This window comes from Burkholderia orbicola (genome assembly GCF_900100915.1).
Lineage (GTDB): Bacteria > Pseudomonadota > Gammaproteobacteria > Burkholderiales > Burkholderiaceae > Burkholderia > Burkholderia orbicola.
This window is the reverse complement of record NZ_FNKW01000002.1, coordinates 673,926-687,267: the sequence shown is the minus strand read 5'-3', so window position 1 is coordinate 687,267 and position 13,342 is coordinate 673,926. Positions and strand designations below refer to the sequence as shown.

At 69.6% G+C, this 13,342-nt stretch carries 11 protein-coding genes; 3 read left to right on the top strand and 8 right to left on the bottom strand.

The window, feature by feature from the left end; genetic code table 11:
* Positions 1 to 66: 66 nt before the first annotated feature.
* The gene (locus BLS50_RS19945) at positions 67 to 564 is read right to left on the bottom strand and encodes a DUF2938 domain-containing protein (protein WP_069230988.1); all 498 of its coding nucleotides are present in this window, start codon (positions 562 to 564) and stop codon (positions 67 to 69) included.
* Positions 565 to 704: 140 nt separating this feature from the next.
* Here BLS50_RS19945 and BLS50_RS19940 point away from each other — a divergent pair, with 140 nt between their 5' ends.
* Positions 705 to 1,130 carry a helix-turn-helix domain-containing protein gene (locus BLS50_RS19940; RefSeq protein WP_011547934.1) on the top strand — a complete coding sequence of 142 codons (426 nt, stop codon included), beginning with the start codon at positions 705 to 707 and terminating at the stop codon, positions 1,128 to 1,130.
* A gap of 148 nt (positions 1,131 to 1,278) precedes the next feature.
* On the opposite strand, the gene BLS50_RS19935 is transcribed toward BLS50_RS19940, so the two are convergent.
* Together BLS50_RS19935 and BLS50_RS19930 are read right to left on the bottom strand one after the other, a co-directional pair.
* Positions 1,279 to 2,160, bottom strand: coding sequence for a helix-hairpin-helix domain-containing protein (locus BLS50_RS19935; RefSeq protein WP_011547933.1), 882 nt, complete (start codon positions 2,158 to 2,160; stop codon positions 1,279 to 1,281).
* A 182-nt stretch (positions 2,161 to 2,342) separates the two neighbouring features.
* Positions 2,343 to 3,887: a sigma-70 family RNA polymerase sigma factor gene (locus BLS50_RS19930; RefSeq protein ID WP_074803663.1), complete on the bottom strand. Its 1,545-nt coding sequence runs from the start codon at positions 3,885 to 3,887 to the stop codon at positions 2,343 to 2,345.
* Positions 3,888 to 4,184: 297 nt separating this feature from the next.
* Between BLS50_RS19930 and BLS50_RS19925 the strand changes: the two genes are divergently transcribed.
* Together BLS50_RS19925 and BLS50_RS19920 are read left to right on the top strand one after the other, a co-directional pair.
* Positions 4,185 to 4,625 (top strand): hypothetical protein, encoded by a 441-nt coding sequence (locus tag BLS50_RS19925; protein WP_074803661.1) that lies wholly within the window; start codon positions 4,185 to 4,187, stop codon positions 4,623 to 4,625.
* A gap of 28 nt (positions 4,626 to 4,653) precedes the next feature.
* Positions 4,654 to 5,430, top strand: coding sequence for an SH3 domain-containing protein (locus BLS50_RS19920; protein WP_074803658.1), 777 nt, complete (start codon positions 4,654 to 4,656; stop codon positions 5,428 to 5,430).
* 125 nt (positions 5,431 to 5,555) lie between these two features.
* Here the strand turns inward: BLS50_RS19920 and ilvD are convergent, their stop codons facing one another.
* The 5 genes from ilvD to BLS50_RS19890 form a co-directional block, all read right to left on the bottom strand.
* Positions 5,556 to 7,415 carry a dihydroxy-acid dehydratase gene (gene ilvD, locus BLS50_RS19915; protein WP_027814611.1) on the bottom strand — a complete coding sequence of 620 codons (1,860 nt, stop codon included), beginning with the start codon at positions 7,413 to 7,415 and terminating at the stop codon, positions 5,556 to 5,558.
* 436 nt (positions 7,416 to 7,851) lie between these two features.
* The gene (locus tag BLS50_RS19905; RefSeq protein ID WP_074803656.1) at positions 7,852 to 8,874 is read right to left on the bottom strand and encodes an Ldh family oxidoreductase; all 1,023 of its coding nucleotides are present in this window, start codon (positions 8,872 to 8,874) and stop codon (positions 7,852 to 7,854) included.
* Positions 8,867 to 10,459, bottom strand: a complete 1,593-nt coding sequence (locus tag BLS50_RS19900) for an aldehyde dehydrogenase (NADP(+)) (protein WP_074803654.1) — start codon at positions 10,457 to 10,459, stop codon at positions 8,867 to 8,869. Before BLS50_RS19900 ends, BLS50_RS19905 begins: the two co-directional genes overlap by 8 nt.
* A gap of 72 nt (positions 10,460 to 10,531) precedes the next feature.
* Positions 10,532 to 12,157 carry an APC family permease gene (locus BLS50_RS19895; RefSeq protein ID WP_074803652.1) on the bottom strand — a complete coding sequence of 542 codons (1,626 nt, stop codon included), beginning with the start codon at positions 12,155 to 12,157 and terminating at the stop codon, positions 10,532 to 10,534.
* 232 nt (positions 12,158 to 12,389) lie between these two features.
* Positions 12,390 to 13,310, bottom strand: a complete 921-nt coding sequence (locus BLS50_RS19890) for a dihydrodipicolinate synthase family protein (protein WP_011547925.1) — start codon at positions 13,308 to 13,310, stop codon at positions 12,390 to 12,392.
* Between the last annotated feature and the right edge of the window lie 32 nt (positions 13,311 to 13,342).

The following is a 13,342-nucleotide window of genomic DNA, read 5'->3' as shown; positions in this document are numbered from 1 at the left end:
GGCCCGCGTACGAGGACGATGAAGGCACGCCGCAAGAAGGCGGCCGAGGAAATGCCGGCGCGCTACTTAACGCGACAGCGCCGCCAGCATGTACGCCGCAAGATAGAGTCCCACCCCGTACGACAGATGCGTGACGAGGCTGCGCCGGCGCGCGACACCCGGCTGCGGCGTGCGCGACGCCGCGATGCCGAAGCCGAACGCCGGCTGCATCAAGAAGAACGGCGCGACCACGCTCGCGAGCCCGGCGACGAGTGCGGGGAGCGGCGTCGGCGCATCGATCCACGCCGGGCCGGCGATCAGCACGGGCAGTGCCGCGAACGCGATGCCGATCGCGTAATGCGCGACCCAGCCGAGCGCGCGTTCGCCGGCCACGGGTGTGGCGGCGACGATCGACGCATGCCGGAACCGGCCGTGCATCATGTGGCCGAGCCAGCGGCCGACCAGCGCGTAGTCGAGCGACGGAATCCCGAACGCATGCCGCCGGAACAGCGCCCATAGATCCATCAGGAGCGTGGCGCCCGCGCCGATCAACAGCAGTTTGAGCAGGATGTCGGACGGGCTCATCGCGCACCTCCGCTGCGCGCGGCAATGGCGATGGGGCATGGCGGAATACGACGCGGGTTCAACGGTTTCATGGCGGTCCGGGCTTGTCTTCATGGAGTCGAGCGACTATCTTGCAACTTCAAGTTCACTTGAGGTCAAGCATGAGCCGACTGGACATTGCGGACGTTGCGCGGCGCACGGGGCTGCCCGCATCGACGCTGCGCTACTACGAGGAAAAAGGGCTGATCGTTCCGATCGGCCGGCATGGGCTGCGGCGGCAATACGACGAGGCGGTGCTGGAGCGCCTGGCGTTGATCGCGCTCGGCCGCGAGGCCGGTTTCTCGCTCGACGACATCCTCGCGATGGTCGGCGCGGAGGGGCGACCCGCGATCGATCGCGCGAAGCTCGACGGCAAGGCCGACGAGCTCGACCGCACGATCCGCCGTCTCGGCGCGGTACGCGATGCGCTGCGGCATGCGGCCGTGTGCCCGGCGGCGAACCATCTCGAATGTCCGTCGTTTCAGAAGCTGCTGCGCATTGCCGCGCATCGTCATCCGGCGCGCCGTGCGAAGGGGGAAGGGGCGTAGCCGGCGAGCCGGCGCGAGGCGGGCGGTGCGGTAGCGGGTCGGCAGGAAGGTGGCGACGTGGCGATGTAGTCGGCTTGACGCGCGGGGTCGAGAAAAGGCGAGGCCGTCAGTGGGGCTTTCGACTTCAGCGAAGCCGCCTACGCCGGACTCACCCCGCGTAATACACGCGGCATTCCATCTCGCGGCCGCGCACGATCCGCTTGCCGACGAGCGCGCCGTACGTTTCGGTGAAGACGGTGCGCTGGTGCTCGCACTGCACGGCGTCGTAGAAGTAGAGCGAGACCCAGTCGGTCGGTCGATCGGCTTCCGGCGTGCGCATGGCCGCATGCTGGCTCAGCGCCGTGAAATGCCAGCCGCCCTTGGTCATGTGCATCACCGGCGGCGGCACGTAGCCGTCCGCGTTCAGGCGCCGGTGCGCGAGCGTCGGCAGCACGCCCGCGGCCGCCTTGTTGCGGTACTGGCGATCGATGTAGAGCAGCAGCTCGACGGGCGGTTCCGTGCCGGGGCCGGCGCTTTGCATGTGGCCTTGCCAGCGCCGGCGGCGGCTCAGCACGTCGTCGAGCGCGGCGCGGATGCCGACTGCGCGCCGCGGGCCGACGCCCGCGATCGTTTCGAGCTGGCCGTTGCGGGCCGCGCGTTCGAGCTCCTCCAGCGTGTCGATGTGCAGCGCGTCATGAATGCGCAGCGCCAGCGCGTGGCCGATGCCCGGCACCGCTTCGAACGCCGACGCGCGTTCCGCGTCACCGCGCAAGCGGTCGAGCTGGCGCCAGCGGCCCGTCACCAGCAGCTCGGCGATTGCCTGCGCGACGCCCGCGCCGATGTCGGGCAGCGCGCCGAGGGCCTCGACGCCGCCGGTGTCGAACACGCCGCGGATGTCGCGGTCGAGCGCGTCGACCGTATCGGCCGCGGCGCGGTACGCGGCCACCCGGTACGGGTTCGCGCCCTGGTCGACGAGCCACTGCGCGGCCTCGCGCAGGCAGGCCGCGACAGGCCGGTTTTCCTCGTACGTCTGGCTGACGGTCGACTGCATGGCAAGGGACCCGGAAAGCACAAACGGAATGGACGCGGCGAGCGATGCGCCGGTCGGCTGTCAACCATTGTCGCGACGCGCGATGAAGAAAACTTGATGCGCGTCAATGGCAAACGTAACACAGGCGCGCGGCGCACGGTCGTGCCGGAACGCGGTACGACCGTGCGCGTTGCGCGATGCGCTTACGCGTCGAGAAACGACTGCGCGTTCTCGGCCTCGGCGGCCGTACGCAGCGCGGCGAGCGCCCGTTTCTCGATCTGCCGGACGCGCTCGCGCGACATCCCCGCATCCTGCGCGATCGCGTCGTAGGTGTCGGGCTCGGCGCCGCCGAGGCCGAACCGCCGGCGCAGCACGTCGGCCTCGGTCGGCGTGACCGATCGCAGCAGCGATCGCACGCAGTCGCGCATGCGCGTGTCGGCGAGTTGCTCGAACGGGCTGGCCGATGCCTGGTCCTCGATCAGTTCCACGAGGCCGGTGTCCGCGTCCGGCAGCGGCGTATCGAGCGAGACCGGCTCGGCGGGCAGCGCGAGCACCGCACGCAGCTTGTCTTCGGCGAGGCCGGTTTCGGCCGCGAGCTCGGCCGGCGTGGCGCGGCGGCCCGTGCGCTGGCGAAAGCGCAGCGCATGCCGCTGCACGCGCTGGTACTGGTCGCCGACGTGCACCGGCACGCGGATCGTGCGCGAACGATCCGCGACCGCGCGCGCGATCGCCTGGCGAATCCACCAGGTCGCATAGGTCGAGAACTTGAACCCGCGCCGGTATTCGAATTTCTCGATCGCGCGCATCAGGCCGAGACAGCCGTCCTGCACGAGGTCGGACAGATCGACGCCGCGGTTCAGGTACTTGCGCGCGATCGACAGCACGAGCCGCAGGTTCGCCTCGAGCATCGCCCGCGTCGCGTCGCGCACTTTTTGCTGGCCGTCGCTCAACGCGGCTGCAAGTGCGCGCCGTGCGACCGCGTCGAAGTACGCGGCGTCGACCGCCGACGGATCATCGGAGGCGGCCGCGAGCGCGCGCACGGTACGGCTTGCGTCGTCGACGGCCGGTGCGACCCAGGCGAGCGAGCCGAGCAGGGCGGCCACGTGGTTGCGCGCGTCGCGGTAGTCGGCCGAACGGCTGCCATGCGCATGCAATGCATCGCGCAGCGCCGACACCGCTGCCTGCAGCGCGTCGTAGCGGGCGGGCGCGGGCGTTTCGCGATCCTCTTCATCGGGCGATCCGGTTGTGCCTATTGCGCCGGTTGCGCCCGTCGCGCGATGACGCTCGAGCAGTGCGTCGACCGCGGGCGGATAGCCGGCGATCGCATGCAGCACCTGATGACGGCCCGTCTCGATCTCGCGGGCGAGCACGATTTCACCTTCGCGCGTGAGCAGCGGCACTGCATGCATGCGCCGCATGTAGAGCGCGAGCGGATCGGTCGACGCGCTCGTACCGCGCGCGAGGTCGCCGAGTATGGCCCGGCCTTCGTCGAGCGCGTCGCGATCGACCTCGACCGGCGCCGCGCCGGCAAACGGTGCGGGCACGGCCGGCTCGTCGAGTACCGCGATGCCGATGTCGGCTAGCGCGGCGCGCACGACGTCGAGCGCGTCGGGGCTGTCGCTTTCGGGCGGCAGCGCGTCGACGAGGTCGGCGTGCGTCAGATAACCCTGCTCGCCGGCGAGCGCCAGCAGCTGGATGATCGGATCGAGCGGTGTGTCCGCCCGGGGAGTGGGGCGTGGCGTAGTCATGTCGATGGCGGCGCGAGCCGCGTTCCTGTCTGGGCGGGCCGAAGCTCGCCGGTTTGCGGTTGCCGGTGGGTCGCGGACACCCGTCCGCGCCGGTCAGCCCGACATCGTTCAAGTTGAGGGCATTTGCGCCAACTTCAACGCCGGCGCCGCGGACGGGCCAGCACGCGGCGTTCCTGCCCGGCCGTGCCGGGCAGGAAACAAAAAGTAACCGATCATACGCGCGGAAATCTGCAGGGGACGTAAGCTAGAGTCAGGCGCGCGCCCGGCGGCGACGCGCGGATTCTGCCGGAGTACGAGATGAACCCGATTTCCGCCGCGAGGCCCGCCGTCGTCGCGCTGGCCGCACTGATGCTTGGCGGCTGCTACTACACGAGCCCGTACGGTTATGCACCTTATTACGCGCCGGTGCCCGCCACGGTGACGCAGCGCGAGATTCCAGCCGGACCGACCACGCCCGATGCGGCCCCGTCGACCGTGCCGCAGGCGCAGGTCGACGTCGGCCCGGCGGTGCCGGTGTATGTCGCCCCGGCCTACGTGCCGCCGCCGTATCCGTATTACTACCCGGCGTACTACTCCGGCTGGTACGGGCCGCCCGTGACGATCGGCTTCTGGGGCCGCTGGGGCGGCGGCGGATACTGGGGCGGCCGCGGCGGTTACTGGCATCGTCCGTGGGGCGGCGGGCATTGGGGCGGCGGGCATTGGGGTGGCGGCCACTGGGGCGGCGGCCATCGGCACTGACCGGCGCGCGGCGGCGCGGGAGAGCAACATGAGGAACACGATTGTCCGAAGTCTGTGCGTCGTCCTGGCCGGCCTCGCGGCCGCACCGGGCGTCGCCGATGCGCAGAGCAGCGCTTACACGAACTCGCCGGCCGAGCTGTTTGCCGGGCCGGCGCCCGATTATCCGGTGGTCGCGCAGATCCCGCCCGGTACCGCGCTGGATGTGTTCGGCTGCCTGAGCGACTACGCGTGGTGCGATGTCGCGCTGCCGGGCGTGCGCGGCTGGATCGATGCGCAGTTGCTCGACTATCCGTACCAGGGCAGCTACGTGCCGTTGCTCCAATACGGCGCGATCATCGGCGTGCCGGTGACCGGCTTCGCGATCGGCGCGTACTGGGATCGCTATTACCGGCACCGCCCGTGGTATCCCGACCGTGATCGCTGGGCGCATCGTGCGGAGCCGAGGCTCGGCCCCGGCGGCATGCCTCCCGCGCAAGGGCGGCCGCAACCGGGCGCGCCGATGCAGGTCGCGCCGGGCGGCCCGCCGCCCGTGCATGACACGCGGCCGTCGGCGACGCGCGGCGGCTGGAACGGCGCGAACCGCGTGCCGCCGCCGGCTGCACCGGCGCCGATGCCGGGTGGCGTGGGTAATGCGCGCCCGGCCAGCCCGCCGCCCGCGCCGGGCGGCGAAGCCCGCACGATGCCTCAGCCCGCGCGCCAGGGAGGTTGGGGCGGCGGCGGTTATGCGCGGCCGCAAGGCGGCGGAAACGGCGGCGGCAACCATGGCGGCGGTGGAGGCGGTGGTCCCGACGAACTCCGCCACTGACGGCACCGGTGCCGCCGGTGCCGCGGGTTCTCCGGGCACCAGACAAAAAAAGCCGCTCCGGAGAGCGGCTTTTGGATCGGGCAAGCGGCGAGGTAAGCGCTACCGGTCGCCCGCCGCCCGCCGCATCAGTCGTCGAGCAGCGACAGATCGCGCACGGCGCCCTTGTCGGCCGACATGACCAGCTTCGCGTATGCCTTCAGCGCCGCGGACACCTTGCGCGGACGCGGCTGCGCCGGCTTCCAGCCCTTCGCGTTCTGCTCCTCGCGGCGGCGCGCCAGTTCCTCGTCCGACACCAGCACGTCGATCGTGCGGTTCGGAATGTCGATGCGAATCCGGTCGCCGTCGCGCACGAGGCCGATCGCGCCGCCCGCCGCCGCTTCCGGCGAGCAGTGGCCGATCGACAGCCCCGACGTACCGCCCGAGAACCGGCCGTCCGTCAGCAGCGCGCACGCCTTGCCGAGCCCCTTCGACTTGATGTAGCTGGTCGGGTAGAGCATTTCCTGCATGCCCGGGCCGCCCTTCGGGCCTTCGTAGCGCACGATCACCACGTCGCCGGCCTTGACCTTGTCGTTCAGGATGTTCTCGACCGCTTCGTCCTGCGATTCGGTCACGTGCGCCGAGCCTTCGAACACGAGGATGCTTTCGTCGACGCCGGCCGTCTTCACCACGCAGCCGTCGAGCGCGATGTTGCCGGTCAGCACCGCGAGGCCGCCTTCCTTCGAGAACGCATGCTCGTACGAGCGGATGCAGCCCTCGGCGCGATCGAGGTCGAGGCTCGGCCAGCGCGTGTTCTGGCTGAACGCGACCTGCGTCGGGATGCCGGCCGGGCCGGCCAGGTAGAACGTGCGGACCGCTTCGTCTTCCGTGAGGACGATGTCCCACTGGTCGAGCGCATCCTTCAGCGTCGGCGCGTGGACGGTCGGCACGTCGGTGTGCAGCTTGCCGGCGCGCTCGAGCTCGCCGAGGATCGCCATGATGCCGCCCGCGCGGTGCACGTCCTCGATGTGGTACTTGTTCGTGTTCGGCGCGACCTTGCACAGCTGCGGCACGGTGCGCGACAGACGGTCGATGTCCTTCATCGTGAAGTCGATGCCGGCTTCCTGCGCGATCGCGAGCAGGTGCAGGATCGTGTTGGTCGAGCCGCCCATCGCGATGTCGAGCGTCATCGCGTTCTCGAACGCCTTGAAGCCGACCGAGCGCGGCAGCACGCGTTCGTCGTCCTGCTCGTAGTGCTGGCGCGTCAGTTCGACGATGCGGCGGCCGGCACGCTTGAACAGTTGTTCGCGATCGGCGTGCGTGGCGACCACCGTACCGTTGCCGGGCAGCGACAGGCCGAGCGCTTCGGTCAGGCAGTTCATCGAGTTCGCGGTGAACATGCCCGAGCACGAGCCGCAGGTCGGGCAGGCCGAGCGTTCGACTTCGGCGACGTCGGCGTCCGAATACGACTGGTCGGCCGCGATCACCATCGCGTCGACGAGGTCGAGCTTCTTCAGTTCGACGGTCTTGGTGACCGGGTTCGCGAGGCGCGTCTTGCCGGCTTCCATCGGGCCGCCCGACACGAAGATCACCGGAATGTTGAGGCGCATCGCGGCCATCAGCATCCCCGGCGTGATCTTGTCGCAGTTCGAAATGCACACCATCGCGTCCGCGCAGTGCGCGTTCACCATGTATTCGACCGAGTCGGCGATGATGTCGCGGCTCGGCAGCGAGTACAGCATGCCGTCGTGGCCCATCGCGATGCCGTCGTCGACCGCGATCGTGTTGAATTCCTTCGCGACGCCGCCGGCAGCCTCGATCTCGCGCGCGACGAGCTGGCCGAGATCCTTCAGGTGCACGTGCCCGGGCACGAACTGGGTGAACGAGTTGACGACCGCGATGATCGGCTTCGAGAAATCGTCGTCTTTCATGCCGGTGGCGCGCCACAGCGAGCGCGCACCTGCCATGTTGCGGCCGGCGGTGGAGGTTTTGGAGCGGTAAGTGGGCATGGTGATGGCTGAAGAAATATCGCGGGAAAAGGGTGGAGGCACGGGAATAAAGGCCTCTCTCGCGCCCGTGCGAACAACCTCTTGAGCTGCGCCCTGGGCAAACTCCGCGATTATCCCACAGCCGCCGGGCGGGCGGCGCCGGCCGGAGCGGGCGAGTGGTGCACCGGACAGCGGTTAGGTGCAACGGGCACACCGACGTCACGAAGCACGAGGCCCGAAGCCCGAAGCCCGAAGCCCGAAGCCCGAAGCCCGAAGCCCGAAGCCCGAAGCCCGAAGCCCGAAGCCCCAAGCCCCAAGCCCCAAGCCCCAAGCCCCAAGCCCCAAGCCCGACCCGACCCGACCCGACGCCCGAAGCAGTCCATCGCCACAGGCCCGCCGGCGGCTTCATTGCCCGTTCTGCCGACGATGAAGCCGCGCCGTGCCGCTCGATTGCGCGTCAGTCGAGCAGCGTCAGGATCTCGTCGTACAGCGCCTTCGGAATCCGCACGCCGTTCGCGATGCTCCGCGCGCGGGCGTCGAAGCGCCGTTGCGACGGCAGCCGCGCGCCCTGCGCGACGATCGATTCGAACATCCGCTCGCCGCGCGCGAGCCCCGCGTCGAGATCGTCGCCGAGAAACACCTTCGGATCGAACGCGATCACGAGTTCGCCGTGGCACGGCGTCGCGCCGACGCCTTCGTCGAAGTCCATCGATTCCCGGCTCGTCATGTCGCCGATCAGCGCGCCGCCGAGCAGCTCGACCATCGCCGCGAGCGCCGAACCCTTGTGGCCGCCGAACGTGCGCATCGCGCCTTGCAGCGCGGCTTTCGCGTCGGTGGTCGGCTGCCCGTCCGCGTCGATCGCCCAGTGCGGCGGAATCGCCTTGCCTTGCTTCGCGTGCAACTCGATGTCGCCACGCGCGATCGCGCTCGTCGCGAAATCGAACACGAACGGTTCGCCGCCCGGGCGCGGCCACGCGAACGCGATCGGGTTGGTGCCGAACACCGGTTCGCGGCCGCCTTCCGGGGCGACCCAGCTATGGCTCGGATTCATCGCGATGCCGACCAGCCCTTCGGCCGCGATCGCCTCGACCTCGGGCCACAGCGCGGAGAAGTGATAGCAGTGGTTGATTGCCATCGCGGCGATGCCGTGCTGCTTCGCCATCTCGACCAGCACGGGCAGCCCGGTCTCGAAGCTCAGCAGCGAGAAGCCGCGATGCGCGTCGACCGCGACGATCGACGACGACAGCCGGCGCAGCGTCGGCACGGCCTGCGGATCGACCTTGCCTTTCCTCAGCGACCGCACGCAGACGAGCAGCCGGTACACGCCGTGCGAATGGCATTCGTCGCGCTGGCCCTGCGTGATCACGTTGGCGATGGCGCGCGCATGCGCGTCGGACATTCCGTGGTGCGTCAGCACGCGCAACGCGAGCGCGTGGACTTCGTCGAGCGACAGGACGACTTCGGTGGTGGGGTCAGCCATGGTTCACCTCACGCGAAACGAGCACGCCGTCGATGCGTTGCGGTACGCGCAGCGGATTGCTGTTGCGTAGCGCATCCGGCAGCAGCGCGTCGGGCAGGTCCTGGTACGACACGGGGCGCAGGAAGCGCTCGATCGCGCGGGCGCCGACCGACGTCGTGCGGGTGTCGGACGTCGCCGGGAACGGGCCGCCGTGCACCATCGCATGGCCCACCTCGACGCCCGTGCCGAAGCCGTTGACCAGAATGCGGCCGGCCTTGCGTTCGAGCGTCGGGCGCAGCGCGGCGAACAGCGCCGCGTCGCCGTCGGCGAGGTGCGCGGCGATCGTCAACTGGCCTTCGAGCGACTTCAGTACGCGATGCAGCGTGCCGGCGTCTGGGCAGCGGACGATCAGCGACGCGGGGCCGAATACTTCGTCGCGCAATTCGGGGTGGGCGATGAACGCGTTCGCAGAGGTTGCGAACAGCGCCGCGCGCGCCTGATGACGGCCGCCTTCGACGCCTTCGGCCAGCAGTTCAACGGCCGAGTGATCGCGCAGCGCCGCGACGCCTTGCGCATAGCTCGCGTGGATGTGCGGTGTCAGCATCGTCTGCGCGGCGACGGCGCGCACGGCATCGGCTGCCGCGGCCTCGAATGCGCGCAGCGCGGGGCCGTCGACCGCAAGCACGAGGCCCGGATTCGTGCAGAACTGCCCGGCGCCGAGCGTGAGCGACGCGACGAACTGCGGGGCGATGGTGTCGTGACGGGCCTCGAGCGCGGCCGGACACAGCAGCACCGGATTGATCGAGCTCATTTCCGCATAGACGGGGATCGGCTCGGCCCGCGCGGCCGCGATATGCATCAGCGCGACGCCGCCGCGGCGCGACCCGGTGAAGCCGACGGCCTTGATGCGCGGATCGGCGACGAGCGCCTGGCCGATCTCGCGCGATGCGTCGAACAGCAGCGAGAACACGCCGGCCGGCATCCCGCATTCGCGCGCGGCCTGCTGGATCGCGCGGCCGACGAGTTCGGACGTGCCCGGATGCGCGGAATGCGCCTTGACGATCACCGGGCAGCCGGCCGCCAGCGCCGATGCCGTGTCGCCGCCGGCCACCGAGAACGCGAGCGGGAAGTTCGACGCGCCGAATACGGCCACCGGCCCGAGCGCGACGTTGCGCAGGCGCAGGTCGACGCGCGGCAGCGGCTTGCGCTCGGGGCGCGCCGGATCGATGCGCGCATCGAGGAAACCGCCGTCCCGTACGAGCGACGCGAACAGCGCGAGCTGGCCGACCGTGCGGCCGCGTTCGCCTTCGATGCGCGCGCGCGGCAGCCCCGTTTCGACGACGCAGCGCTCGATCAGGTCGTCGCCGAGCGCCATGATGTGGCGGCCGATCGCGTCGAGGAACGCGGCGCGTGCCTCGAGCGACGTCTCGCGATAGGTGTCGAACGCGTCATCGGCGAGTGCGCACGCCGTTTCCAGGTCGTGCAGGCTCGCACCGCCGAACGCCGGTTCGAGTGGTTCGCCGGTCGCGGCGGCGAGCGCGTGGAGAGTGCCGTTCTGTCCGGCGACGGCCGACTGGCCGATCAGGAGCTGACCTGTGAGTTGCATGGTTTCCTCGGAAAAAAGCCAGGCCGGGCGTGCTGCGCCCGGCCGATGGAAGGGAAAAAGGGCGCGGGCGCGTCAGTCCTCGTCGTCGTCGAGTTGCAGCTTGTCGGCGCGCACGCCGGTGTTCGCGCCCCAGTAGTAGATGACGAGCGCGACGGCCGCGACGACGACCGTGTCGTACGGATGCGCGAGCCGGCCCGTGCCGCCGAAGCCGCCGAGATACGACAGCACGATCATCGCCGCATAGAACGCGATCAGCCACGCGGATGAACGCACCTGCTCGGCGAGGCTCAGGTGCGCGGTCGGCACCCAGCGGCGGCACGCGAGATAGATGACGAACATCACGATCTGCAGCCCGAGCAGCCAGGACACCGTGCTCCAGCCCGACCAGTAGACGATCAGCGCGGCGATCACGAACGACGCGGGGCCGGTGAGGCCGAACGCGCTGGCGCGGAACGGCCGCGGCAGGTCGGGCGCGGTGCGGCGCAGCGCGGCGACCGACACCGGCGCGACCGCATAGCTCAACACCAGCGCGGCCGACACGATGTTGATCAGCGCTTCCCACGACGGGAACGGCAGCGTCCAGAAGATCGCGAGGCCGAACGTGAGCCACAGGCCCGCGCGCGGGATGCCCGACGCTTCGTCGACGCGCGTGAACACCTTGAAGAACGTGCCCGTCTTGGCCCAGCCGTAGACCACGCGCGGCGTCGCGTTCATGTAGATGTTGCCGCAGCCGCTCGGCGAGATCATCGCGTCCGCGACGACCATCACCGCGAGCCAGCCGACGCCGAGCGCGAGCGCGATGTCGCGGTACGGCAGCGAGAACGCCTTGCTCACGTCGTGCCAGCCGGCGGCGAGCATGGCCGTCGGGATGCTGCCGATGAACGCGAGTTGCAGCAGCACGTAGATCAGCGTCGACAGCAGGATCGACAGGATCAGCGCGATCGGGATGGTGCGCTGCGGATTGCGTACTTCGCTCGCGACCGACACGATCGGCGTGAGCCCGAGATACGCGAAGATGATGCCGCCGGCCGACACGGCCATCTCGATGCCCGGCATGCCGAACGGCGCGAAGCCGTGCAAGGTCAGGTTCGCGGGCTTGAAGAACGTGAACAGCACGCCGATCACCGCGAGCGGCACGATGAACTTGAAGATGCTGATGATGTTGTTCGCCTTCGCGAAGGTCTTCACGCTCGAATAGTTCAGGTAAAAGAAGAAGCACAGCAGCGCGGCCTGCACGAGCCAGCCGACGGTGGTCGGGTCGCTCGACCCTTCGACCGTCAGGCCCGGAAACCATGCGGCCGCGTACTGGCGCGCGGCGACGACTTCGATCGCGATCAGGCTCGAAAACGCGATCAGCGTGATGAAGCCCATCAGGTAGCCGAGCAGCGGGCCGTGCGAGAACACCGGGTAGCGCACCACGCCGCCCGCGCGCGGCAGCGCGGCGCCGAGCTCGCAGTAGACGATCCCGAGCAGCAGCACCGCGAAGCCGCCGAGCAGCCACGAGAAGATGCCGGCGGGGCCCGCGATCGTCGATACGTGACTCGCGGCGAACAGCCACCCCGAACCGAAAATGGCGCCGAGACCGATGAACGTGAGATCGGTCAGCGACAGCTGTTTCTTGAACTTGCCGTGACCCGCGCCGGGGTGCGCGGAACGGGAAAGCGGGACAGACGGGTGTGCGTTGCCTTGGCCTGGCATGGGCGTGTCTCCTGGAGGGAATATCGGCACAGGCTTGAGGTGCGCCGCGCTCCGACGGAGCAGCGGCGCCTGCCTGTCGGCCGGCGACGCCCGGTTCGAGCGACCGGGGCGGGCTGCGGGGCATTCACGCGCGGCACGCTCTGGCGCCGCGGCGAACGGGCCCGCAGGCCATGCCGGACCGGAGACGGCGGCGTGCAGGCGCAATGCCCGCGCGCCGCCGCAGGGGCGTCGATCAGAGACCGACGTCGGGCAGCGCCGGGCGCGTTTCGAGCGCCTTCGCGACGATGGCCTTCACTTCCGCGAGCGTGTCGCCTTGCAGCGCGAGGCGCGGCGGACGCGTGATCGCGCTGCCGCGGCCGACCAGCTCCTCGCACAGCTTGATGCACTGCACGAGGTCGGGGCGTGCGTCGAGGTGCAGCAGCGGCATGAACCAGCGATACAGCGCGAGCGCTTCGTCGAAGCGCTTTTGCTTCGCGAGGCGGAACAGCGTCTCGCCTTCCTTCGGGAACGCGTTCGACATGCCCGACACCCAGCCCTCGGCGCCGACCGCGATGCTCTCGACCACGACGTCGTCGAGGCCCGCGAACAGCACGAAGCGATCGCCGACCGCATTGCGCAGGTCGATGAAGCGGCGCGTATCGCCCGACGAATCCTTGAAGCAGACGATGTTCTCGCAATCCTGCAGCGCGATCAGCACGTCGGGCGTCACGTCGTTCTTGTAGATCGGCGGGTTGTTGTAGACCATCACCGGCAGGTCGGTGCTCGTCGCGACCGCGCGGAAATGCGCTGCGGTTTCGTGCGGCTTCGCCGAGTAGACGAGCGCGGGCATCACCATCACGCCGTCGACGCCGACGCGCTGTGCTTCGCGCACCGTGTTGCGCGCGAATTCGGTCGTGAATTCGGCGATGCCGGCGATCACCGGAATCTTGCCGCCGGCCGCGTCGCGGGCGGCTTCGATGACCTGGAGCTTCTCGCTCGTCGACAGCGACGTGTTTTCGCCGACCGTGCCGCAGACCACGAGGCCCGACACGCCGTCGTTCACCAGGTTCTTGACCACGCGGTGCGTGGCGTCGATGTCGAGGGAAAAGTCCGGCTTGAATTGGGTGCTGACGGCCGGGAAAACCCCGGTCCACTGAATGGCTTTGCGGCTCACTGAAATCTCCTACGTTCGTATCGGTCGGCCGA